Origin of the sequence: Trebonia kvetii, assembly GCF_007827045.1 — a bacterium.
Lineage (GTDB): Bacteria > Actinomycetota > Actinomycetes > Streptosporangiales > Streptosporangiaceae > Trebonia > Trebonia kvetii.
On the sequence record NZ_RPFW01000004.1, the window covers coordinates 593636 to 617911 of the forward strand.

General features: G+C 69.6%; 19 protein-coding genes and 1 tRNA gene. 12 read left to right on the forward strand and 8 right to left on the reverse strand.

Translation table 11 applies throughout. From position 1 onward, the window contains the following. The first annotated feature begins 1 nt into the window (after window position 1). The 4 genes from EAS64_RS22650 (at window position 2) to EAS64_RS22665 (ending at window position 4947) form a co-directional block, all read left to right on the forward strand. Complete coding sequence (locus EAS64_RS22650; protein WP_145855805.1) at window positions 2-820, forward strand: FHA domain-containing protein; 819 nt, start codon at window positions 2-4, stop codon at window positions 818-820. A gap of 193 nt (window positions 821-1013) precedes the next feature. After that, the gene (gene pstS, locus EAS64_RS22655) at window positions 1014-2123 is read left to right on the forward strand and encodes a phosphate ABC transporter substrate-binding protein PstS (RefSeq protein WP_187366103.1); all 1110 of its coding nucleotides are present in this window, start codon (window positions 1014-1016) and stop codon (window positions 2121-2123) included. After that, window positions 2120-3457 carry a GlnX family signal transduction membrane protein gene (locus EAS64_RS22660; RefSeq protein WP_145855807.1) on the forward strand — a complete coding sequence of 446 codons (1338 nt, stop codon included), beginning with the start codon at window positions 2120-2122 and terminating at the stop codon, window positions 3455-3457. The genes pstS and EAS64_RS22660 overlap by 4 nt, the downstream gene beginning before the upstream one ends. An 86-nt stretch (window positions 3458-3543) precedes the next feature. Then, window positions 3544-4947 (forward strand): FHA domain-containing serine/threonine-protein kinase, encoded by a 1404-nt coding sequence (locus EAS64_RS22665; protein ID WP_222849506.1) that lies wholly within the window; start codon window positions 3544-3546, stop codon window positions 4945-4947. Between the two features lie 9 nt (window positions 4948-4956). On the opposite strand, the gene EAS64_RS22670 is transcribed toward EAS64_RS22665, so the two are convergent. The 3 genes from EAS64_RS22670 to EAS64_RS22680 all read right to left on the reverse strand — a co-directional run bounded on the left by EAS64_RS22670 (window position 4957) and on the right by EAS64_RS22680 (window position 5935). Further along, complete coding sequence (locus tag EAS64_RS22670) at window positions 4957-5352, reverse strand: type II toxin-antitoxin system VapC family toxin (RefSeq protein ID WP_145855809.1); 396 nt, start codon at window positions 5350-5352, stop codon at window positions 4957-4959. Beyond that, a complete protein-coding gene (locus tag EAS64_RS22675) occupies window positions 5349-5618 on the reverse strand; it encodes a type II toxin-antitoxin system Phd/YefM family antitoxin (protein WP_145855812.1) in 270 nt (89 codons plus the stop codon). The genes EAS64_RS22670 and EAS64_RS22675 overlap by 4 nt, the downstream gene beginning before the upstream one ends. A gap of 243 nt (window positions 5619-5861) precedes the next feature. Then, window positions 5862-5935: transfer RNA gene (locus EAS64_RS22680), tRNA-Leu, on the reverse strand. Between the two features lie 68 nt (window positions 5936-6003). Between EAS64_RS22680 and EAS64_RS22685 the strand changes: the two genes are divergently transcribed. From EAS64_RS22685 to EAS64_RS22700, 4 genes are all read left to right on the forward strand, one after another. After that, the gene (locus EAS64_RS22685) at window positions 6004-6621 is read left to right on the forward strand and encodes an ANTAR domain-containing response regulator (RefSeq protein ID WP_439333616.1); all 618 of its coding nucleotides are present in this window, start codon (window positions 6004-6006) and stop codon (window positions 6619-6621) included. A gap of 837 nt (window positions 6622-7458) precedes the next feature. After that, on the forward strand, window positions 7459-10179 hold the full coding sequence (gene polA / locus EAS64_RS22690) for a DNA polymerase I (protein ID WP_222849507.1): 2721 nt from the start codon (window positions 7459-7461) through the stop codon (window positions 10177-10179). Window positions 10180-10491: 312 nt separating this feature from the next. Next, the gene (gene rpsA, locus EAS64_RS22695; RefSeq protein WP_145855816.1) at window positions 10492-12018 is read left to right on the forward strand and encodes a 30S ribosomal protein S1; all 1527 of its coding nucleotides are present in this window, start codon (window positions 10492-10494) and stop codon (window positions 12016-12018) included. Window positions 12019-12306: 288 nt separating this feature from the next. Beyond that, the gene (locus EAS64_RS22700; RefSeq protein ID WP_222849508.1) at window positions 12307-14040 is read left to right on the forward strand and encodes a discoidin domain-containing protein; all 1734 of its coding nucleotides are present in this window, start codon (window positions 12307-12309) and stop codon (window positions 14038-14040) included. 104 nt (window positions 14041-14144) lie between these two features. On the opposite strand, the gene coaE is transcribed toward EAS64_RS22700, so the two are convergent. Together coaE and EAS64_RS22710 are read right to left on the reverse strand one after the other, a co-directional pair. Beyond that, the gene (gene coaE / locus EAS64_RS22705) at window positions 14145-14762 is read right to left on the reverse strand and encodes a dephospho-CoA kinase (RefSeq protein WP_145855820.1); all 618 of its coding nucleotides are present in this window, start codon (window positions 14760-14762) and stop codon (window positions 14145-14147) included. Between the two features lie 103 nt (window positions 14763-14865). Beyond that, on the reverse strand, window positions 14866-15420 hold the full coding sequence (locus tag EAS64_RS22710) for a hypothetical protein (protein WP_145855822.1): 555 nt from the start codon (window positions 15418-15420) through the stop codon (window positions 14866-14868). Between the two features lie 108 nt (window positions 15421-15528). Here EAS64_RS22710 and EAS64_RS22715 point away from each other — a divergent pair, with 108 nt between their 5' ends. Then, window positions 15529-16302: an SAM-dependent methyltransferase gene (locus EAS64_RS22715; protein ID WP_187366106.1), complete on the forward strand. Its 774-nt coding sequence runs from the start codon at window positions 15529-15531 to the stop codon at window positions 16300-16302. Window positions 16303-16311: 9 nt separating this feature from the next. Here EAS64_RS22715 and EAS64_RS22720 read toward each other — a convergent pair whose 3' ends face one another. From EAS64_RS22720 to EAS64_RS22730, 3 genes are all read right to left on the reverse strand, one after another. Further along, window positions 16312-16563 carry a hypothetical protein gene (locus EAS64_RS22720; protein WP_145855826.1) on the reverse strand — a complete coding sequence of 84 codons (252 nt, stop codon included), beginning with the start codon at window positions 16561-16563 and terminating at the stop codon, window positions 16312-16314. A 136-nt stretch (window positions 16564-16699) separates the two neighbouring features. Further along, window positions 16700-17956, reverse strand: a complete 1257-nt coding sequence (locus EAS64_RS22725) for a methyltransferase (protein WP_145855828.1) — start codon at window positions 17954-17956, stop codon at window positions 16700-16702. Window positions 17957-18101: 145 nt separating this feature from the next. Next, complete coding sequence (locus EAS64_RS22730) at window positions 18102-19520, reverse strand: glycosyltransferase 87 family protein (protein WP_145855830.1); 1419 nt, start codon at window positions 19518-19520, stop codon at window positions 18102-18104. Between the two features lie 401 nt (window positions 19521-19921). Here EAS64_RS22730 and uvrB point away from each other — a divergent pair, with 401 nt between their 5' ends. The 3 genes from uvrB to EAS64_RS22745 all read left to right on the forward strand — a co-directional run bounded on the left by uvrB (window position 19922) and on the right by EAS64_RS22745 (window position 24160). Then, the gene (gene uvrB, locus EAS64_RS22735) at window positions 19922-22045 is read left to right on the forward strand and encodes an excinuclease ABC subunit UvrB (protein ID WP_145855832.1); all 2124 of its coding nucleotides are present in this window, start codon (window positions 19922-19924) and stop codon (window positions 22043-22045) included. 148 nt (window positions 22046-22193) lie between these two features. Beyond that, window positions 22194-23174, forward strand: a complete 981-nt coding sequence (locus EAS64_RS22740) for a GNAT family N-acetyltransferase (RefSeq protein ID WP_145855834.1) — start codon at window positions 22194-22196, stop codon at window positions 23172-23174. 77 nt (window positions 23175-23251) lie between these two features. Beyond that, on the forward strand, window positions 23252-24160 hold the full coding sequence (locus EAS64_RS22745; protein WP_145855836.1) for a DMT family protein: 909 nt from the start codon (window positions 23252-23254) through the stop codon (window positions 24158-24160). The last annotated feature ends 116 nt before the right edge of the window (window positions 24161-24276 follow it).

Below are 24276 nucleotides of genomic sequence, written 5' to 3' on the forward strand. Positions count from 1 at the left end.
GATGGCGACCTGCCCGTCCGGTCACGCGTCCGCCAGCGACGACTTCTGCGACGTCTGCGGCGTCCTGATCGGCGCCGCGCCCGAGCTTGGATTCGACGGCGGCCTAGGCAGCGGCGGCGCGGCCGCGCCCGATGGTGCCCAGGCGGCCGGCCTGACCGTCGTTGGCGGCGCACCGCCGGGTGAGGCCTGCCGGCAGTGCGGCGTCACCAGGGCGGGCCAGTTCTGCGAGTCCTGCGGCTATGACTTCACCACGGCCCTGGCCGCGCCGCACAGCGCAGCCTGGACTGTCGCGCCCGCGCCGGCCTCATCCGTGTCCGTCCCACCCGTGTCTGTCCCGCCCGCGCCGGCCAGCTTCGCGCCCGCACCCGAGACTGTCGCGCCGGCGTCGGCGTCAGGTGCGGGCGTGCCGGGCGCCCCGGTGCACTGGGCCGCAGTGGTGACCGCGGATCGTGCCTACTTCGACAGCGTTCTGGCGGCCGACGGCCCCGACGTGGACACCATCTCGTTCCCCGCCTACTACCCGCAGCGCCAGTTCCCCCTCTCCGGCACCGAGATGCGGATCGGGCGGCGCAGCGTGTCGAGCGGCATCACCCCGGAGATCGACCTGTCCGTACCGCCGTCCGACCCCGGCGTGTCCCGGCTGCACGCGGTCCTGCTCAGGTCACCAGACGGCACCTGGGCCGTCGTGGATCCCGGCTCCGCGAACGGGACGCTCGTCAACGGCACCGAGATCCCCGAGGGCCAGGCGGTGCCTGTCCGCCCCGGCGACCTCATCCACGTGGGCGCCTGGACCGCGATCAGCATCGTCAGCGAGCCCTGACCCGCCCGGTCCCGGACCGTCACCGGACACGCGACCGGGCGTTGCGTGAACATTCGCTTGCTGTCCGGTGAACATTCGTCTTCGCGTCCCTGGTCACTGCCTAGGCCATGCCGCGGAAGCGCGAGAATTGCGGCGGAATCCGGTGAATTCGGCGGGCAGGCGACGGCCACCAGCGCGAGTGAGGAGCCGCAGGGTGGGGGGCAGGGGACGACGCTGGGGGACCCCGACGGCGCGCGCGGCGCTCGGGACGGCGATTGCCGTGCTCGTCGCGGCCTGCGGGACCGCCGGGCACGGGGCCGGCGCTACCGCGCTGTCGGCATCGACGCAGACGATCTCGGAGGCAGGCAGCAGCCTGCTGTATCCGCTCGCGCAGGACTGGGCGTCCGCCTATCAGCGGAGTACCTCCGGTGTGACCGTGAGCGCCAAGTCCACGAGCTCGGGCAAGGGGATCAACGCCGCCTCCTCGGGCTCCGTCGACATCGGCGCGTCCGACGCCTACCTGTCAAGCGGCGACCTCGTCAAGAATCACAAACTGCTCAACATCCCCCTGGTCATCTCGGCGCAGACGATCATCTACAACCTGCCGAGCCTCAGCAATGGCACGCACATCAACCTGAACGGCACCGTGCTCGCGGACATCTACAGTGGCACCATCACGAACTGGGATGACAAGCTGATCAAGCAGCTCAACCAGAAGGTACCGCTGCCGTCGCTGCCCATCCGCCCGGTGCACCGCTCGGACAACTCGGGCGACACGTTCCTGTTCACCAGCTACCTGTCGACCCAGGACCCCGACTGGGACAGCAGAATCGGCTACGGCACGCGAGCGGCCTGGCCGCAGGTCGCCGGTAACCTGAGCGCGGGCAGCAGCACCGAGGTGGAAAAGACGTGCGCGGCGACCCCCGGGTGCGTGGCGTACAACGGCATCAGCTTCCTGCCTCAGGCGCTGAACGACAATCTCGGTTACGCGAGCCTTGCGAACACGGTCGGCACGCCCACACTGCCTACCACCGCGGCGATCCAGGCGGCCGCCGCCCCCTTCGTCAACCTGACGCCGCCCAACGAGACCATCGCGATGATCGACGGGCCGGCCGCCACCGGGTACCCGATCGTCAACTACGAGTACGCAGTGGTCAGCGTCACCCAGCCAACCGCCGCCAAGGCCAGCGCGATCAAGAGCCTCCTGCGCTGGGCCCTTACCACCGGCAACGGGTCCGGCTACTTGAGCAAGTACGGCTTCCAGCGGCTGCCTGACACGCTAGTCGCGCTCGGCATGCAGCAGATCGCGGAGATCGGCTCATGACCACCACCCTGCCAGCCTCCCGCTCGCCAGGCGCCGCACCGCCACCCGCCCGCCGGGGTGGCAGGCGGGGCGCCGCGCCGCGCGACAGCCGGCCCGCGCTCACCACGCCGTCCGCGCTGCGGGCACTGCTCGTGGGCCTTGTCCTGCTTTCGCTCGCCTGGGGAGCGCTCGGCGGCTGGGTAGCCACCCAGCACGCCTCCGCCGCCTCGGCCCTGGTCACCGTCGACGAGCCGCTCAGCCTCGGCGCGCAGCAGATGTACCGGGACATCGCCGACGCCGACGCGACGATCACCGCGACTTACCTCACCGGACAGGCGTCCGCGGCTGACCTGCGGCGCTACCAGAGCGACATCAGGGATGCGTCGACCCACCTGGCCGCGCTGCAGGGCGGCGGCCAGGCAAGCGCAGCGCTGACCGCGCTCAGCGCGGGGATGCCCGTCTACGCCGGCTACGTCGGCAAGGCGCAGACGGAGTACGCGATGGGCTACCCGCTGACCGGCGGCTCCTTCCTTCAGGTCGCCTCGGAACAGGCGCACCTGGTGCTCCTGCCCGCCGCGAGCACGGTCTTCGACCGGGAAAACGCCGCGCTCGACACGGCGAGCGGGCAGGCGACCGAGTGGCCGACGATGATCGCGGCGCTGGTGCTCGCCGTGGTGACCGGCTTTGTGCTGTTCCGGGCGCAGCGCTGGCTGGCACGGCGCACCAACAGGATGTTCAGCCCCGGCCTGGTCGTCGCCTCGCTGCTGCTCGTTATCGGCGCGGCGTGGCTCACCGCCGGGTTCCTTTCCGCCCGCTCCGACCTTGACCGCGGCATCGGCCACGGTTCTGTCCCCGCGCAGGACCTGGCACGGGCGTCCATCGGCGTGCAGCAGATCAGGGGCGACGCCGTGCTCAACGTGATCTCCCGCAGCGGCAGCGCCTCGTTCTCCGACAACTTCGCGAGCACGAGCAAGCAGGTCGGCCCCGGACCTGGCAGCTGGCTCGGCGCCGCCGCCGCGGCCCAGGCAGGCACGGGGACGGCGACGTCGCTCATCGCCGAGGCGCAGCGGGACGCGACCTCCTGGTATGCCGCGAACGCAAAAATCTACCCACTCGGCAACGCGGCCGACTACGCGGGCGAGCGGAAAAGCGTCATCGGCGCCACCGACGGCTACAGTGCGCTCGAGACCGCCATCACCAGCGCGATCAAGGCCGACCAGGCCGTATTCGAGTCGGCGGCCTCCTCGGGCAGCGGCACCCTCGGCCCGCTCGTCTGGGTCGTGATCGTCACCTCGGTGCTGATGGCGCTGGGTTCAGCGTGGGCTCTCTCCCGGAGACTTGCCGAATACCGTTAAGCTCCTTTTGCCAGCACATGAACGGCATGACACGCCGCACAATTGAAGGCACCACAGTCAACGACGTAGCTGCCAGAGGAGGGACGGTGGCCGGGGAATCCCCAGCGCAGCTGAGCGGCCCGCTGACCGGACTCGCCCCGGGCATTCGCGTGGCCGGGTACCTGCTTGAGCAACTCGTCGGCGTGGGCGGGATGGCGGCGGTGTACCGCGCGCGGGACGAGCGGCTCGGCCGGGTGGTGGCACTGAAGCTGCTGGCTGGCGACGAGTCGGTCAGGAGCAGGTTCGTCCGTGAGGCGCGAGCGGTCGCGGCGGTTGACCACCCGCACATCATCCCCGTGTACGCGGCGGGCGAGGCAGACGGCGTGCAGTACATCGCGATGCGCTTCGTGGCGGGCGACACCCTGCAGGGGGTGCTCCGCACCGCGGGAACGCTGACGCCGCGCCGCGCCGCGTCGTTCATCTCCCCAGTGGCGTCCGCCCTGGACGCCGCGCACGCGGCGGGGCTTGTCCACCGCGACGTCAAGCCGGGCAACATCCTGGTGGACTCCAGGCGCGGCGGCCCCGAGCACGCCTACCTGACCGACTTCGGCATCGCCAGGGCGATGCTGTCGATGGGCACCCTGACCGTCGCCGGGCAGTTCCTCGGTACCCCGGACTACGCGGCGCCCGAGCAGATCAACGGCCAGCCGGTGGACGGCCGCGCCGACCAGTACGCCCTCGCCTGCGTGGCCTACGAGATGCTGACAGGCACCGTCCCGTTCCCCAGGGACTCGGCCTGGTCGGTGCTCTACGCCCACCTCAACGAGCCGCCGCCGCTCGTCACCAGGATCCGCCCGGAACTGCCGCGCGCCCTCCACGACGTGCTGGCCATCGCCCTCGCGAAGTCACCGGACTACCGGTATCCCACCTGCGGCGACTTCGCCGACGCGCTGCGCCTGGCCCTGGGCCTCGATCACTACGACCCGGCCCGCTTCCCGTCCCAGCCGGGCACCGCCGCCGTGCCGTTGCCCCCGCAGGGCACCGCGCCCGTGAGGCTACCGACGCCGACCCTCGTCGAACCCAAACCGGAATCCGCCACCCCCGATCCGACACGCCCCTGGACCGCGGTGATCACCGCGGACCGCGCCTACTACGACAGCGTCCAGGTGGCTGGCGACTCCGACGCGGGCGACATCGACTTCCCCGAGGATTACGCCGAACGACGCATCCCGCTGACTGGCACCGAGATCCGCATCGGCTGCCGCAGCGCGTCCAAGGGCATCGAGCCGGAGATCGACCTGAAGGGCCCGCCACGGGACCTCGGTGTGTCCCGCCTGCACGCCAAGCTCGTCCCCACCCCCGACGGCGCCTGGACGGTCGTTGACCTGGACTCGGTGAACGGCATCCAGGTCAACGGTCGTGACGTCACACCGGGCGATCCTGTCCGCCTCGCCCCGGGCGACCACATCCACCTCGGCTCCTGGACCAAGATCACCCTCACCCAGGCTTAACCGGGCCCGTCAGGCAGGGCTGATCGTCTCAATTCCGGCGATCCGCGCCGCCGCTATCAGTTCGATGTCGTAGACGATCATGGCGCGAGCGTTCAGCCGCAGTGCTGTGGCTAGATGAATGGCGTCGGCGGATCTCAGGTTGCCGGGCAGGAGCGGCGCCATGATGAGGTCACTGCTCTCGAAATCCACGAGGGAGATCGCCGACAGCACTGCGGAGACAGACTCACGCGCGATGTGCTCGGGTCGCCGGTTCGCCGCGCAGTGCATTTGCGTGTGCAGCAGCAGCGAGGCCACCAGCGTGTCGTTGTTATCCCTGAGCCGTTCGAGTCGATCGGCCAGTTCCGACGACTCCTTCTCCTCGATGACCAGTTTCATCGCCGCTGATGTATCGACGTAGACGATCACCTGTCGCCTCGGAGGTCGGCGATGATATCGCTGGTTGAGATCGGCGCCACCGCTCGGGGGACAGTTCGCAGATCAATCGGTCGGTCCGCCTGCGGCACCCGGACCTTTCCAGCGATGACCAGGCGCTCGTACACGGTAAGGCCAGGCGGCATCAAGACCGCCGCTACCTCGCCGTGATTGGTCACCTCGATGGTCTCCCCGGCGCTCACCGCTCGCAGGATCTCTGAGCTGTTGTTCCGCAGCTCCCGGTGGCTGATCGTCCGCATGACCTCACCTCCGCCGTAGCAATCGTAGCACGCACGGCTGACCTGACCCGTCAGTACTTCGGCCCGACGAATTCATCGAGTCGCGCGACCGTGTCCCGCCTGACGACCGAGACTTCGGTGCAGCCCTTGGATCCGCGCTCAGCAACGCGAGTGCACGTTGCCTGACCTCGACGGTGTACATGGGGGAAGTATCACAACGACCACTGACAAACCGTCACTGAGCGTCACACAAAGTGCCCCGGGTGCCCCGGGTGGGATTCGAACCCACACTGGATGGATTTTGAGGCCATGGACTCTACCGATTGGTCTACCGGGGCGACTGCTCACCGTCCTGACCGAGGACGGGGTGCGATGACAATCTACCGGTTCCCGGTAGGCTCTGTGCGTGAGCCAGAATGCGTTGCGTGTCGTTATTGCGGAGGATGAGGCGCTGATCCGCCTGGACCTCAAGGAAATGCTCGAAGAGGAGGGCTACTCGGTCGTCGCCGAGGCCGCCGATGGCGAGGCCGCGGTGGAGAAGGTGACCGCGCTCAAGCCCGACCTCGCCATTTTTGACGTGAAGATGCCGGTCCTTGACGGGATTACCGCCGCCGAGCGCATCGCCGAGCACCGGATCGCCCCGGTGGTCATCCTTACCGCGTTCTCTCAGCGGGAGCTGGTTGAGCGTGCCAGGGACGCCGGCGCGATGGCCTACCTTGTGAAGCCTTTCACAAAGGCGGACCTGGTGCCCGCGATCGAGATGGCCGTCAGCCGGTACACCGAGATCAAGGCGCTCGACGATGAGGTCAGCACCCTCAAGGACCGCCTCGAGGTGCGCAAGCTCCTCGACCGCGCCAAGGGCCTGCTCCAGTCCGAGCACGGCATGTCCGAGCCGCAGGCCTTCCGCTGGATCCAGAAGACCTCGATGGACCGCCGCCTGACCATGCGCAAGGTCGCCGAGGCCGTAATCGAGGGCACCCTGAACGCCACCGCGAACAAGGAAGAGCCAGAAAAGCCCGAGTAGGAAGCAAGAAGGAGAGCGGCAGCCCCCAAAGCAGATCCCCCCGGCTCTGTCCGCCGCAAGGCGGACATCGGGGGGTAGGGGGGTCGTCCCCCCGGGAGATAGTCCTGAGGTGGGCGCCCGATACGATGGCGCTTTCTGCCGTCGGGCGTCCATCTATCGGGGGGTACGGGGGGTCGTCCCCCCCGGGAGATAGTCCTCAGGTGGGCGCCCGATACGATGGCGCTTTCTGCCGTCGGGCGCCAGCCTCAGGGGACCCGGGGACCCGTTGGTACCGTGTCCGCCTTCCCCGGGCTGACACGTTTTCTACTTGGACCCCCGGGTCCGCTGTCGTTACGTTAGCGACATCGAGTCCCAACGGCAAAGCGAAGTTTGCGCGCCCGACCCCTCCGAGTTCCCGGCCGATCCCGCCCCGTTTACCCAGATGAGTCGCCGTTCGTCGGACTTTGGAACTCATCGTCCCGACTTGGGTCCGGCATAGCGGCTGCGAACTGGGCAATCCTCTGGCAGTTCTGTGACTGCTCTGGATGGCTTCTGATCCTGCGGCAGCGGAGCGTGGTCGGCCGAACCTTGATAACAATCTCGCAGCGACGGCGTGTCGCGCAGGCGGCCGGCGCGCGACCGGCGTACAAGTCAACCCCTGCCTATCCCGATCGAAGAGAATTGGCGGGCTTCTGGCCTCTATCCCGTGAATTCTACCTTGTTTGCATTCACAATCACTTGATAGGCGTGTGCAGGGTGCCAGGCGGTTCCGCAGGCGGCCGCCTGCCACCGTATTGCCGACGAGCCAAAGCACCGCGTGCGGCGGCGAACGTCGTTGTCCAGCCATAGGATCGAACCGTGACGGACACCCTGCTGCTGCTCGACGGCCACTCCCTGGCCTACCGGGCGTTCTTCGCGCTGCCGGTGGAGAACTTCGCCACCACGACAGGCCAGCCGACGAACGCGGTCTACGGCTTCACCGCGATGCTGATTAACGTCCTGCGGGACGAGAAACCGACCAGGATCGCCGTCGCCTTCGACCGCAGCGAGCCGACGTTCCGGCATGAGCAGTACGTCGAGTACAAGGCCGGCCGCACCAAGGCGCCCGACGAGTTCCGCAGCCAGGTCAGCCTGATCTTCGAGGTACTCGACGCGCTCGGCATCAGGCACCTGTCCGCGCCCGGCTACGAGGCCGACGACATCATCGCCACCCTCGCCACCCAGGCGGAAGCCGACGGCGAGAACGTGCTGATCGTCACGGGGGATCGCGACACCTTCCAGCTGGTGTCCGACAAGACCACCGTTCTCTACAACAGCCGCGGCGTCTCCGACATGAAGCGCTACGACCCGGCTGGCCTGCTGGAGAAGTACGGCCTCACCCCGGCCCAGTACCCGGACTTCGCCGCGCTGCGCGGCGACCCGAGCGACAACCTGCCGTCCATCCCCGGCGTCGGCGAGAAGACCGCGACCAAGTGGATCGTCGAGTTCGGCTCGCTCGAGGACCTGGTCAACCGGGTCGATGAGGTCAAGGGCAAGGCCGGCGACGCGCTCCGCGAGCACCTGGGCAACGTGCTGCGCAACCGCCAGCTCACCACCCTGCTCCGCGACCTGCCCGCCGACGTGGTCGGCGCGGCGCCGCAGGACCTCACCCCGGAGCCCTGGGACCGGGAGAAGATCCATCAGCTCTTCGACACCCTCCAGTTCCGCGTGCTGCGCGACCGTCTCTACCAGACCTTCCCGGACGGCCTGCCGGGAGCGGTGCGCACGGCCGCCGCGGGCACTGCTTCCCCCGCCGCGGCGAAGCCGACGGCATTCGAGGTCGACGCATCCGTCCTCGGCCCCGAGGAGGTCCCCGGCTGGCTAGCAGAACACGCATCATCCGAACGGATGGGGCTTGCTCTCGACGGCCAATGGCTGGGCGGCATGGGCCGGGTGACCGGCATCGCGATCGCCGCCCCCGATGGCACGGGCGCCTACCTCGACCCGGCCGCGCTCACCCCCGACGACGAGCGCGCCCTGGGGGAGTGGCTGGCGTCGGAGGCTCACCCCAAGGCGCTGCACGACGCCAAGGGACCCATCCATGCGCTGGCATCGCATGGATACGTTCTGCATGGACTGACCTCAGACACCGCACTCGCCGCATATCTCGCACTGCCCGGCCAGCGGACCTTCGATCTTGCCGACCTTGCGCTGCGTTACCTCGGCAAGGAGCTGGCCGACCCCGCGGGGGACAACGTGCAGCTCACCCTCGACGGGTCGGGGGAGGAGGAGGCGGCGTTCGCGCTCGTGCTGCGCGCGCGGGCGACCCTCGACCTCGCCGCCGCGCTCGACGCCGACCTGGAGCGGCGCGGCGCGACCCGGCTGCTGAACGAGATCGAGCTGCCGCTCGTCACCGTGCTCGCGGAGATGGAGCGGACCGGGATCGCGGCCGACACCGACCACTTCGCGGAGATGTCCGCGACGCTCTACGGCGAGGTCAAGGCGGCCGAGCAGGCGGCCTACTCGATCGTGGGCCACGAGTTCAACCTCGGCTCGCCCAAGCAGCTGCAGGAGGTCCTGTTCACCGAGCTCGGCCTGCCGAAGACCAAGAAGATCAAGACCGGCTACACCACGGACTCCGAGGCTCTCGCGAACCTGCTCGCGTCCACCGGCAATCCGGTGCTCGAGCACCTCATGCACCACCGCGACGTCAGCAAGCTCAAGTCCTTCGTGGACATCCTGACCCTGGCGACCGGGGACGACGGGCGCATCCACACCACGTTCAACCAGATGATCGCCGCGACCGGCCGGCTGTCGTCGACCGACCCCAATCTGCAGAACATCCCGATCCGCACCGAGACCGGCCGCCGCATCCGCGAGGGCTTCATCGTCGGGCCCGGCTACGAGACGCTGCTGACCGCGGACTACTCGCAGATCGAGCTGCGCATCATGGCCGACCTGTCCGGCGACGAGGCGCTGATGGCGGCGTTCGAGTCAGGTCACGACTTCCACGCGGCGACCGCCTCCCGGGTGTTCGGCGTAGACCCGCACGAGGTTAGCCCCGAGCAGCGCGCCAAGATCAAGGCGATGAACTACGGGCTCGCCTACGGCCTGTCCGCGTTCGGCCTGTCGAACCAGCTGCGCATTTCCGTCGAGGAGGCGCGCGGCCTGATGGACGACTACTTCAAGGAGTTCGGCGGCGTCCGCGACTACCTGCAGTCGATCGTCGCCCAGGCCAGGCTCGACGGTTACACCTCCACGATCATGGGCCGCCGCCGCTACCTGCCCGACCTCACCTCGGACAACAGGCAGCGCCGCGAGATGGCCGAGCGGATGGCGCTCAACGCGCCGATCCAGGGCTCGGCCGCCGACGTGATCAAGGTGGCGATGCTTCGTGTCTCCGCAGCGCTGAAGTCATCTGGCCTGAAATCGCGGATGCTGCTCCAGGTCCACGACGAACTGATCTTCGAGGCGGCGCCGGGCGAGCTCGACGCGCTAACTTCGCTGGTCAAGACCGAGATGGGCGGCGCGACGAGCCTGCGCGTGCCGCTCGAGGTGTCGATCGGCACCGGCCGCAGCTGGGCTGAGGCCGCCCACTAGCACTTCTCGCGCGGAACAGTGGGAGAATGGCTGTTGTTAGGGGTAAGGAGTTCAGGGTTCCGTTGGCTGTTGCTGAGTTGTAGCCGCATTCAATTGACCAGCCAGCGAGAACTACATAACCTGAACTCTGCGCTGTGTCCTCGTGCGGTCTCGTCGCCGTCACCCGGTCCGCTCCAACGGGCCGCCTGGCTGTGAGGCCGCCGGGGCGTGCCGAGGCCGTGACCGGTCAGGCAAGTCCCGCGCGTTCACTGCATAAGCCCGCCGCGCACACCGCAACATTCATCCCTGTCCGCATCCGGAGCCCACCAACTCATGACGAGCAGCACGCAAGCCACCTCGACGACCCCCAAGGTAGCGGTCAACGACATCGGGTCCGAGGAGGCATTCCTCGCCGCGATCGACGAGACCATCAAGTACTTCAACGACGGCGACATTGTCGAAGGCACAGTCGTCAAGGTCGATCGAGACGAGGTTTTGCTCGATATCGGCTACAAGACAGAGGGCGTCATCCCGTCACGCGAACTGTCGATCAAGCACGATGTCGACCCGCACGAGGTCGTTAAGACCGGCGAGCAGATCGAGGCCCTGGTTCTCCAGAAGGAGGACAAGGAAGGCCGCCTCATCCTGTCCAAGAAGCGGGCGCAGTACGAGCGCGCGTGGGGCACCATCGAGCGGATCAAGGAGGAGGACGGCGTCGTCACCGGCACCGTCATCGAGGTCGTCAAGGGCGGCCTCATCCTCGACATCGGCCTGCGCGGCTTCCTGCCCGCGTCGCTGGTGGAGATGCGCCGGGTCCGTGACCTCCAGCCGTATGTCGGCAAGGAGATCGAGGCCAAGATCATCGAGCTGGACAAGAACCGCAACAACGTGGTCCTGTCCCGTCGTGCCTGGCTCGAGCAGACCCAGTCCGAGGTGCGCCACACGTTCCTCAACACCCTGCGCAAGGGCCAGATCCGCAAGGGCGTCGTGTCGTCCATCGTCAACTTCGGCGCGTTCGTCGACCTTGGCGGCGTGGACGGCCTGGTGCACGTGTCCGAGCTGTCCTGGAAGCACATCGACCACCCGGGCGAGGTCGTCGAGGTCGGCCAGGAGGTCACGGTCGAAGTCCTGGACGTGGACATGGACCGCGAGCGCGTCTCGCTGTCGCTGAAGTCCACCCAGGAAGACCCGTGGCAGCAGTTCGCCCGCACCCACCAGATCGGCCAGGTCGTCCCCGGCCGGGTCACCAAGCTGGTGCCGTTCGGCGCGTTCGTCCGCGTCGAGGAGGGCATCGAGGGCCTGGTCCACATCTCCGAGCTTGCCGACAGGCACGTGGAGATCCCGGAGCAGGTCGTCCAGGTCGGCGAGGAGATCTTCGTCAAGATCATCGACATCGACCTGGACCGGCGCCGGATCTCGCTGTCACTCAAGCAGGCCAACGAGGGTGCTGCCGGCGAGGCGGCGGGCGAGGAATTCGACCCGACGCTCTACGGCATGCCAGCGACCTACGACGAGGCGGGCAACTACCAGTACCCGGACGGCTTCGACTCGGAGAGCGGCGACTGGCTCCCCGGTTTCGAGGCGCAGCGCGAGGAGTGGGAGCGGCAGTACGCCGAGGCCCGTTCCCGCTTCGAGGCGCACCGCCGCCAGATCGAAGAGTCTCGCGCCAAGGCCGAGGAGGAGGGCGAGGAGGACGGCGAAGCCACCGCTGCCGCCTCGTCCACCACCACCACCAGCGGCAGCCGCCCGCGTGGCGCCGCCCGTCCGGGTGCCCCGCAGGACAGCAACGCCCCGTCGGGCACCCTGGCCTCGGACGAGGCCCTGGCCGCGCTGCGCGACAAGCTGTCCGGCCAGAGCTGACGCCTTCGGTCAGGACCTAGCGTCATAGCCAGTACCGCTGGCCCCGCAGTCTTCGGACTGCGGGGCCAGCGGCGTTTCCGGGAAATGTAAGCGATGTAAATGGTCTAAACCTCTTGACGGCGCCCATCTCGGTGTTAATTTCACGATTAAAATTAAGTCTTTTAAAAAGACTTGATTTGGTTCCGGTGCAGCGCCGGAATCGTCCCGGGCCCGCCAAGGGAGGCGCAGATGCCGTTCAAACCGCTAATCGCGCGAGTAAGAAGGGGCCGACGCTATCGCAGGCGCATCGTGGGTGCGCTCATGGCGGCCCTCGCGCTGGCCATCATGTTCACCGCGAGCAGCGCGGGCAAGGCCCAGGCCGCCACCCTGCTGTCCCAGGGCCAGCCGGCCACCGCGTCCTCGCTGGAGAACGCCACCTTCCCGGCCTCTGCGGCCGTGGACGGCAACACGGGAACCCGGTGGTCGAGCGCGTTCTCCGACCCGCAGTGGCTCCAGGTCGACCTCGGCAGCTCCGCGACGATCAGCCAGGTCGTGCTGCAGTGGGAGACCGCCTACGCGACCGCGTTCCAGATCCAGACCTCGCCCGACGCCGTGAACTGGACCACGATCTACTCCACGACCACGGGCACCGGCGGCACCCAGACCCTGAACATCACCGGCACGGGCCGCTACGTGCGGATGTACGGGACGAAGCGGGCCACCCAGTGGGGCTATTCGTTGTGGGAGTTCCAGGTCTACGGCACGCTCGGCGGAAGTTCGTGTAACACGACCGACGCGGCGCTCAACCACCCGGCAACCGCGTCCTCGCTGGAGAATGCGAGCTTCCCGGCCTCGGCGGCCGTCGACGGTAACACGGGAACCCGGTGGTCGAGCGCGTTCTCCGACCCGCAGTGGCTCCAGGTCGACCTCGGCGCGAGCCAGACGATCTGCGAAGTCACCCTGAACTGGGAGGCCGCCTACGCGACCGCATTCCAGATCCAGGCCTCGCCCGACGGCACCACGTGGACCACGATCTACTCCACCACCACAGGCACGGGCGGCAACCAGACCCTGTCGGTCAACGGCACCGGCCGGTACGTCCGGATGTACGGGACCGCGCGAGCCACCCCGTACGGCTACTCGCTGTGGGAGTTCGGCGTCTACACCACGACCGGCGGCACGAGCGGCGGTGGCGGCGGTGGCGGCACGGGCGCGCCACCCGCCTCGTTCTGGGGCAACACCAGCGCGATCCCCGCGGCCACGCACGTGCTCGAGGTCTCGATCGTGAACCAGACCAACGGCCAGTACCCCGACAGCCAGGTCTACTGGAGCTTCAACGGCCAGGAGGAGTCCATCGCGCAGCAGCCGTACATCGACATGCCGGCGAACTCGGCCGGGCGGATGTACTTCTACCTCGGCTCGCCTAACGCGCCGTACTACGACTTCATCGAGTTCACCGTCGGCGCGTCGTCGATCAACGTGGACACCACCCGTGTCGACCGCTTCGGGCTCAAGCTCGCCCTGCTGCTGCACGGCAAGGACGGCTCCAACCAGGAGGTCGGCGAGAACTACACCACCTTCCAGGAAAGCAGGACCGCGACCTTCACGCGGTTCCAGAACGCCGTGCCAACCGAGTTCAAGGAGCTCGCCACCGACCAGGCGCCGTACGGCATCCCGTCACCTGGCAACGACCCCGCGTTCCAGCCGGGCGGCGCGTACGCGAGCTACTTCAGCAGCTACGCGGCGGCCAACGGCGACAGCGCGGACAGCACCGCGCAGATCTTCGGCTGCGGCGGCACGCTCTCCGCGAACCCGACGCTGTGCGCCGGGCTCAACCGGCACGTCGCGCAGCTGCCAGCCGCGCAGCAGTCCAACCCCGCCAACTTCTACCTGGCCGCGCCGGCGAACTACTACGCGCAGTTCTGGCACCAGAACGCGATCAACGGCCTGCAGTACGGCTTCCCGTACGACGACGACGCCGGCCAGTCGTCGGACATCTCGATCACCAACCCGCAGTACATGGTCGTCGCCGTGGGCTGGTAACCAGCCCGCGGCGTTACGCCGCCCGGTTAGCCGCCGGCGGCCGCGAACCTAACGCGGCCGCTGGCGGTGCCGTCTCAGGCGGTGCCGTCTCAGGCGGTGCTGTCTCAGGCGGTGCGCTGCTTGGCGCGGGCGGTCAGGTCGGCCCAGACCTCGGCGACGCGCCGCTCAAGGTCGGCCTGCGTGCCCGAGTTGTCGATCACGATGTCGGCGATCGCCAGCCGCTGCTCGCGCGTCGCCTGGGCGGCCATCCGCGCGCGCGCCTGGTCCTCCGGAAGCCCGCGCCCGGTGAGCCTGGTGACCTGGAGCTCGGTGGGCACGTCCACCACCACGACGACGTCGAAGTCGGCCGCGCGCTGCCCCTCGGCGAGCAGCGGGACGTCGTGCACCACGATGGTATCCGGCCCGCCGTCGCGCAGCGCGGCCTCCTCCTGCGCCACGATGTGCGCCAGGATCAGCGGGTGCGTGATGGCGTTGAGCTGCTGCCTCGCTGCCTCGTCGGTGAATACGATCCCGGCCAGCTTCGCCCGGTCAAGCGTCCCGTCGGGCCGCAGCACGTCCGGCCCGAAGGTTTCCGCGATCCGCGCCAGCCCCGGCGTCCCCGGCTCCACGACGGCCCTGGCCGCCGTGTCGCCGTCGAGCACCACCGCCCCGAGCGCGGCGAGCCGCTGCGCCACCGCGCTCTTTCCCGACCCGATACCGCCCGTCAGCCCGACCCGAAGCATGACCCTCCTCGCCATCCAGCGACAGTTCCTGGGTCACCCTACGCCGCCGCGGGCGCGCTGTCTCCCGCCGGGACAGCCCGCAGGGACAGCCTGCCAGGCCCGGCTACAGGCGCGTCACCGTCGCGGGGATGAGCACCTTCTCGCCGCCACAGGCGAGCGTGACACCGCCGCCGGTGACGGTGGCCACGGTGCACTGAGTGGTGCCGATCTTGCTGTGCGAGCCGCCGAAGTTCGCCGAGTAGCCCTGGCTCAAGTCGGTGACCGCACAGCCCTTGCCGCCAGGCTCGATGGCGAAGACGTGGTTGGTCCCCGTGTCCACGCCCATCTCGGTGACCGCGAGGCTCGCGGTCTTGCAGGCGCGCGCAGCGGCCTGGAAACAGGTCAGCGAGCCCTTGTCCGCCGACAGGACCTGGGTGGCCGTGTTCAGGCCGTGGGTCGAGGCCCGCCCGCAACTCGCCTTGGGCAGCGCCGTCGGTGTGCCTGTCGGCGTGGGCGTCTTCGCCGGCGTGTGCCGTGTCGTTGGCGTGGGCTGACCACCCGGCCCTGCCGTCGCGGCGCCCGCCGCGCAGCCGGCGAGCGCGGCCGCCGCTACCGTCACCGTCACCGTCGCGAGCAGCGTCCTGATCTGCGCGCCCGACCCACTCGTTCTTCGCTCCATTCCAGGCTCCTCCCGTGAAGCATCCCTTGCCTCTTCGACGTGGCCTGGCTTCCGTTGCGTTCCCGGGAAATTCCCGGGGGATATTCCGGGCTCGCTACGATGTGTCTCGTGGCCGACTTTGACCCGACGACCCCGTCGATCGCACGCGTCTACGACTTCCTGCTCGGCGGCAAGGACCACTTCGCAGTCGACCGCGAGGTGGCGGGCAGGCTGCTCGCCGTGGCGCCGATCTCCGCCGACGTCATGCGGGAGAACCGCCAGTTCCTCGCCCGCGCCGTCCAGTGGGCGGCCCGCCAGGGGATCACGCAGTTCGTCGATCTCGGCTGCGGCATGCCGACAGCGCCGAACACGCACGACAGCGTGCGGCAGGCCTCACAAGACGCACGCGTCGTGCTCATCGACAACAACGCGGTGGTGCTCGCGCACCTGCGGGCGCTCGCCGCGCACGGCGATCCCGGTGTGACCGCGATCGAGGGTGACATCCGCGAGGTTCCCGCCATCCTCGGCGCGGTCGGCGCCGCCATCGACCTGACACGGCCCGCCTGCCTGGTGATGGGGGCGCTGCTGCACTTCTTCCCGCCGGACGCGGCCCGCGACCTGGTGGCGGCCTACGTCGCCGCGCTCGCGCCAGGCAGCTACGTCGTGCTGTCCGTCGGCCGCGGCGACGGGGACACGGCCGACCGCGGCTTCGGCGCGTACTCTTCGGGCGGTACGGCGGCATACAACCACTCGGTCGCTGACTTCACCGGCTTCTTCGGCCCGCTGGCCCTCGTCGAGCCGGGCATCGTCGACGCCCGGCTGTGGCACCCAGACGCCGCGCCTGACGGCCCGCTGCCGCCCCGCACCGGCCAGTCTCTCGTCGGCGTCGCCCGGGTCGGCTAGCCGGCCGGATCAGCGCTCGCCGCGCTCGCCGAGCTGGTCGCGGAACTCGGCGAGCGCCTCGTCCTGGTCGGCGCCAAGGCCGTCGAGCACGACCATCGCGGTCCCTGTCCAGTAGGCGCCCGCGTAGCTGCCGTCGCCCGGCACGAGCATGAAATCGTGCGCGATCTTGATGTGATCGCACACCTCGTCCCACGAGACACCCGCCGGGACCATGGTGATCGACGGGGGCTCGCTGTCGTCGTAGGTCAGTCCGTCGAGCATGGACCACTTCCTCACTGGCCGGCCGACGCCGAACCACGACAATCGGGGCCGGATCGGGACGGCCGGTGCGGACACCGTACGCTCCCGGCCCTCCGCGCGACGTCTCATCGGCGGACGCCCGCGCGCACGGTCAGGCTCAGCGCTCGGCGTGCGCCGGGGCGACGGCGACACCCTTGAAGAACGTGTAGCAGAACACGCCGTCGTCCTCGGCGGTACGGTACAGGTCCCTGATCCCCTCGTCGAAGCGCGCGGGCTCGATGAGGCCGCCGGCCACCGCGGGCTCCCGGACACCCTCAATCATCGCGGTGAAGGTCTTGCGGATGAAACCGTCGGCGAGCGCCGGATTGCCGCCGTCGGCGTAGACGACGCGCGGCGACACGGCGACATCGCGGTAACCGGCCGCGGCGAGCAGCGGGTACAGCCGCCGCCCGATCATCGCGTCGCCGCCCGCGTGTCGCTGCAGCGTGACCTGACAGCCGATCGCGTCGCGGGCCGCCTCGCTGTCCGGATGGAAGTAGGCCGAGCCATGGTCGCCCTCGATGACCGTGATCGTGCCGCCGGGCCTGAGCATGGCGCGCAGCCTGACGAGCGCCTCCGCCGGCCGGTCCAGGTGCTCGAGCAGGAAGCAGACGAAGACGTGGTCGAACGTGCCCGCCCCGAGCTCGCCGTCGGAGCGCGGTAGCGAGAACACGTCGACCTCACGGAAGGTGACGTTCGTGATGCCCGCCGCGCGCACTCGCGCGCGGGCCTCGTCGAGCGACGCCGCTGACTTATCGATTGAGGTCAGCTGGGCGCCCGGGCTGCGGCTGCCGAGCGTCACGGTCTGCGCGCCCACGCCGCAGCCCGCCTCGAGCACCCGGCTGCCATCTGGATAGCAGGTGCCGTCGTGCAGCAGGTCGACGAGGGTGCTCGCCTGGTCATGCAGCCGCAGGTTCTCCTGGGCCTGGTAGCCGTGCACGTACTGCTCGAACATCGTCATCGTCTCGATCACCTTCATGAGCGCGGCGGCAGTGCCGCCGTCGGTGCTGTCGTGGTTACCGTCGTAGGCGCGCAGCGCCGCCGCGAGCCGGTCCCGCAGTTCACCTCGGCGGCGCAGGTCCTCCTCGAGCTGGGCCAGGTGCGTCCGCAGCGTCGCGGCCGGATCCGGGTCCCGCTCGGCCAGCAGCGCGGCGATCTGCCCGAGCCCGAAGCCGGCGCGGCGCAGCGCCACTGCCCGGTAGAGCCGGGTGACCTGGGCCGGGCCGTACCTCCGCTGCCCGCCGGCGGTTCGGTCCGGTGCGACGACGCCCATCTCCTCCCAGTGCCGCAGCACGCGCACGGAAAGGCCGGTGGCGCGGGCCAGTTGCCCGACGCTCCAGGAGGCGGTGACCGAATTGGTCTCGTCGTTGCTCATCGGTTTGAACTGTAGGGGGTGACACCGTGTCAGGTTCAAGCGCGCGCAGCGGCCGGTGCGGAGCGTTTCCGCCCGCGCCGGCCGTCGCCGTCGGCGTCGCCGGGATCGGCCAGTTGCCCGGCCGCGGCTGACCGACCTGCCTCGGCTAGGTGACGGGGTCCGGCATCTGGCGGGCGTCCCACCCGTCGCTGTGGCCGATGACGCGATGCAGCCGGCGCTCGTACCTGGCGGGCAGCCGCCCGGTGACCCGGCCGAGGCTCCACTGGTCGCCGGAATCCCGCGGGCCCGTCCCGCGCTGCCGGTCGGCGAGCATCGCCCACGCGTACAGCGAGATCGGGTAGATGAAGTAACCGAAGCGCGTCGCGGGCGCCAGCAGGAACAGCGCTGTCAGCCCGATGGCGACCCGCCGGGCGGCGGCCGCGGGCGTGGCCGGCGGCGCGACCACCAGCGAGGCGGCGATGGCGATCCCGGCCGCGGCGAGCAGCAGCAGCGCGGCCAGGTGCCCGCCGGAACCGAGCGTGGCGAGCAGGTGGCCGGGCAGCGGGCTCGCCGCGGGTGACGTGGCCCCGGTCAAGCCGAGCGGGTAGTCCACCGTGTTCCGCAGCAGCGAGGCCGGATTGCCGAGCGCGGCGGGCGCGAGCGCCGCGACGAGCGCGGCGGCGGCCGCGAGCACCACGGCGGTGAACCTGACCGCGGCGCGCCATCCGTCGCGGGCGGCGACCATGACCGCGACGATGACGAGCGCCGGCCAGGCGGTGTACTTCATCGCGCACGCCACGCCGAGAACCAGCGCGGCCGCCGCGAAGTCACGATTCCACCCGCGACCCGCGAGCCCGCGACCCGTGAGCCCGCGACCCGCGAGCTCCCGACCCGTGAACCCGCCCGCTTCCCACCCGCGGCCCTCCCGCGCGCCGGTGCCCCGGGCGAGCAGCGCGAGCCCCAGGCAGGTCAGCGCGATCACCGGCGGATCGGTGATCCCCATCGTCAGCGGGAACGCCATGACCGGGCACGCCAGCCAGAACGCGGCATAGCCGAACGCCGCGCGCCCCCGCCGCGGCATACCGGGCCGGAGCGTGACCCGGAAGGTGGCGTAGAGCAGCAGGAACGTCGCCGCGATCAGCCACGGCCAGGTCTTGCCCGGCAGGCCGAGCGCCCCCGGCAGCCCGAACAGCGCCATGACCGGCAAGTACGGGTTGTAGTCGAGCCAGCCGGTGAGCCCGGACAGCGGCAGGTACGGGCTGCCATGGTGCAGCAGCAGCACGCCGGACCTGGCCACCACGGCGACATCGGGCGGCGTCGGCTCTTGCGTCATCAGCCAGATGGCCGGACCGATCAGCGCCCCCGCCACGCTGACGGCGACCGCGGCCCTGCCGCTCCACGGGCGCCCCCACGCCGTGATCGCCGCGGCGATGGCGTAACCGCCCGCGGCCCACGTCCCCCACCAGTGATCGAGCCCGGGCCCGCTGAACAGCGCGACCCCGGCGGCGTACAACGCGAATCCTCCGTAAAGCACTGCACGGCGGCGCCCCCCGCCAAGCAACATCGATATAACCCCGTATCCCATGTGTCGAGCATGTCAGGCGCCGATTAAGCGCGACGATAGGGTTAAACCCCGAATTAACCCGGAGGCTAGGTACACCCCGGCTGAGTATCTGGCTTCACGTCGGCTGAGTATCTGGCCGCACGTCGAAGGCGGTCTGGAACAGATAGGCGGTCGCCAGGCTACGGTCCGGCCGCCATGGCTCGGCGATCGTCAGCACCTCCTGCTGGCTCGGAACTCATCCGCCATCTAAGCACCCGCACCGCCCGCCACGGAATGTCGGACCCGCACCGTAGAGTTGAAATGGTGGGCCGCCGCCGGGGACACGCGGCAGGCGAGCCGTCCCGAGCATGAGAACCACCGATAACAAGCGGTGGCAGAGTTTGGCGAGCAGAGTTGGCTAGCAGAGTCGAGGAGATGACGTCATGCGCCCGGTAACCGACCTGCAGCGGAAGGTGGCGCCGTTCGAGGTCGTCACCGAGATGACCCCGGCCGGCGACCAGCCGACCGCGATCGCGCAGATCGCCGAGCGGATCGGCGACGGCGAGAAGGACACGGTCCTGCTGGGCGCGACGGGCACCGGCAAGACGGCGACGGTGGCGTGGGTGGCCGAGCAGCTACAGCGCCCGGTGCTCGTCATGCTGCCGAACAAGACGCTCGCCGCCCAGTTCGCCAACGAGCTGCGCGAGATGCTGCCGCACAACGCGGTCGAGTACTTCGTCTCCTACTACGACTACTACCAGCCCGAGGCGTACATCCCGCAGACCGACACCTACATCGAGAAGGACTCCTCGATCAACGACGAGGTCGAGCGGCTGCGCCACTCGGCCACCAACAGCCTGCTGACCAGGCGCGACACCATCGTCGTGGCCTCCGTCTCGTGCATCTACGGCCTCGGCACGCCGCAGGAGTACGTCGACCGGATGCTCAAGGTCAAGATCGGCGACACGATCGAGCGCGACCAGCTGCTGCGCAAGCTGGTTGGCATGCAGTACACCCGCAACGACATCGCGTTCACCCGCGGCACGTTCCGGGTCCGCGGCGACACCATCGAGATCATCCCGCAGTACGAGGAGCTCGCGGTGCGGATCGAGATGTTCGGCGACGAGGTCGAGCGGCTGTCCACGCTGCACCCGCTGACCGGCGAGGTGGTCAGCGAGGACGAGGAGCTGTACGTCTTCCCCGCCAGCCACTACGTGGCGGGCGACGAGCGGATGGAACGGGCCGTCAACGGCATCGAGGCCGAGCTGGCCGAGCGGCTCGGCGAGCTCGAGCGGCAGGGCAAGCTGCTCGAGGCGCAGCGGCTGCGGATGCGCACCACCTACGACATCGAGATGATGCGCCAGGTCGGCAGCTGCTCCGGCATCGAGAACTACTCGCGGCACATCGACGGCCGCGGCCCTGGCACTCCGCCGAACACGCTGCTCGACTACTTCCCCGAGGACTTCGTCCTGGTCATCGACGAGTCGCACCAGACGGTGCCGCAGATCGGCGCGATGTACGAGGGCGACATGTCCCGCAAGCGGATGCTCATCGAGCACGGCTTCCGGCTGCCGAGCGCCGCCGATAACCGCCCGCTCACCTGGGACGAGTTCTGCGAGCGGATCGGCCAGACGATCTACCTGTCGGCCACGCCGGGACCGTACGAGATGACACGCGTCGCCGGCGAGGTGGTCGAGCAGGTCATCAGGCCCACCGGCCTCATCGACCCGCAGGTCATCATCAAGCCGACCCGCGGCCAGATCGACGACCTGCTCGAGGAGATCAGGCAGCGCACCGAGCGCAACGAGCGCGTCCTTGTCACCACGCTGACCAAGAAGATGTCCGAGGACCTCACCGACTACCTGCTCGAGAACGGCGTGCGGGCCAGGTACCTGCACAGCGAGGTCGACACGTTGCGCCGCATCGAGCTGCTGCGCGAGCTGCGGCTTGGCGAGTACGACGTGCTCGTCGGCATCAACCTGCTCCGCGAGGGACTCGACCTGCCCGAGGTCTCCCTGGTGGCGATCCTCGACGCGGACAAGGAGGGCTTCCTTCGCTCGCCCACCAGCCTCATCCAGACCATCGGCCGCGCCGCCCGTAACATCAACGGCGAGGTCCACATGTACGCGGACAAGATCACCAACGCGATGCAGCACGCGATCGACGAGACCAACCGCCGCCGCGAGAAGCAGGTCGCCTACAACACGGCCAACGGCATCGACCCGCAGCCGCTGCGCAAGAAGATCGCCGACATCCTCGACGCGATCATCCGCGAGGACGCGGACACCCAGGAGCTGATCGGCGGTGGCGGCCGCCAGCAGTCGCGGGGCAAGTCCCCGGTCCCCGGCCTGTCCTCGCGCGCCAGGGCGGCCGCGCAGGGCGCGGGCGAGCAGCCGTTCGCACCCACAGGCGAGGCACGCGGCGACCTGGTGGCCCTCATTGGCCAGCTCACCGACCAGATGCACGCCGCCGCGGCGGAGCTGCAGTTCGAGGCCGCCGCCCGGCTCCGCGACGAGATCAAGGACCTCAAGCGCGAACTGCGCGGCATGGAAGCCGCTGGCGTCTAACCGGATCATCCCGAACGGGTTCGGGTTTACCCGTCCCGCATCACGGCGATGTCACCATGACGGTGATGCCCCATAAAGAGGGATTTAGCGGGCGGTAGAGTGCACCGCGAAGGCGCCGCACTCCGGGCGCGTTCGTGGGAGGTAGTTCATGCCCTGGGTGGTTCGGGAGGCGGTGCGCGACATCAACCGCGCCGTCGGCCGGCGTTGGCACGCCATCGACCCGCTGCTGCCCGACCCCTCGGCGCTGCCGGCCGGCTGCGGCGAACCGCTGGTCGTCAACGGCGAGAACGGCCGCATCGCCGGGCTCGGCGTCTGCGTCCACCAGCACGTTCCGCCCCAGTCACTCAACCAGACCTGGGGCGCGGCCGACCGGTTCACGCTGGTGCCGCGGCTGCCGGGACAGGACATCGCGGTTGCCGCCGGGCAATTGCTCGTCCAGTGGCGCGACCACCTGGCGGGCATCGGCGCCGCCCGCGGCCCCGACACGTCGGCGAGCGTGGTCTGGCCGAGCCTGGACATCGGCGGCGTGGGCGCCCTGCTGCGGCACGGGCTGCAGCCGCTCACCGTGATCGCCGCCAGGACCAGGCCGAACGGGCCGCCGCCAGCGCCACGTCGCGCCTACGGCGTCACGATCAGGGAGGCGGGCCCGGCGGACGAGGAGCAGATCCTCGACCTGGAACTGCGGCTGATCCGCTACGACATGCACTTCGGCGGCCCGGTGTGGCGCCAGGCCACCGCCAGGCTGGTCCGCGAGGAGATCCACGGCTCACTGGAGCGTGGTGCTCTCGACCACGGGGTCAGCTGGACGTGGCTCGCCGAGCGCAACGGGCGCGCCGTCGGCCTGCTCGTCGCACAGCCCCCGCAGGACGCGGGCTGGATCGCCGGCATGACGAGCAGGTCACCCGCCGCCTACCTGCAGACCATGTTCGTTGAGGGGCAGGAACGCGGCACGGGCATCGGCGCCGCCCTGGTCAGGAACCTGCACGCGAGGCTGGACGGCATGGGCGTCGCGGTCACGCTGCTGCACCACAGCCAGGTCAACCCGCTGTCCGCCCCGTTCTGGTACCGGATGGGCTACCGCCCGCTATGGACGAGCTGGGAGGCCCGCCCGGCGAGCGCGCTGCGTTAGCTTGCGGAGGGACGAGCTGGCTGAAGGCGGGCTGATAGCTCGCTGAAGGCTTATGGCGGGCGGGGTAGGCTTGGTGTGTGGTCATTAGCCTGATCGCCGCGGTGGTCTCGGCGCTTTGCTACGGGATCGCGTCGGTCATGCAGGCCGTCGCCGTGCGCGAGGCGAGCAACCGGTCGCTCGCCCAGGCGAGCGCCGGCGGGATCGACCCCGGCCTGGTGCCGCGCATGCTCGGCCAGTGGCGATTCGTGGTGAGCGTGCTGATCGACCTGCTCGGCTTCATCGCCCAGCTCGTCGCGCTGCGCCGGCTACCGCTGTTCGCGGTTCAGGCGATAGTGGCGGCCAACCTGGCGGTGATCGCGGTCGTTGCCACGGTCGTCATCGGCGTCACCCTGTCGCTGCGCGAATGGCTCGCCGTCACCGGCGTGGTGGCCGGCGTGGGACTGCTCGGCTCCTCCGCGGGCGCGGAGGGCGCCAGCCACCCTGGTGTCGCGTTCAAGATCGCGCTGATCGCCGCGACCGGGGTGGTCTGCCTTTGCGGACTCGTCGCGGCCCGGGTGCTTCGCGACCCGGCGCGCACCCTAGTCCTCGGCACGGTGGCCGGCTTCGGTTTCGGCGCGGTCGGCGTCGCGGCGCGGGTGCTCAACGGATTCGCGCCGCTCACCCTGGCGCGCGACCCCGCCGCGTACGCGGTCGCCGCGGCGGGCATCGTGTCGTTCGTCTTCTACGCGACGGCGCTCGAGGGCGGCAGCGTCACCGTCGCCACCTCGGCCGTCGTGCTCGCGGAAACCCTGCCGCCCGCGGCGGTCGGCGTGATCTTCCTCGGCGACACCACGCGTCCGGGGCTCACGCCGGTGGCCGCGATCGGCTTCGCGGTCGCGGTCGCCAGCGCGGTCATGCTGGCCAGGTTCGGCGAGGCGGACCACGCGCCCGGCCATGGCGAGGGCCAGCAGGAGCTGCGCCAGGCCCGCCCGGCGCCAAGCAGGTGAACGCTCGTGACCGCTGGCCTCCGCCCAGGGCGCCCCGCGGTTTCCATCAGTCGCGTGTTATCCTGATGGCCCGTGGACCTGCGGGTTTACTCCGCTTTATCGTCGACCACGGGAGC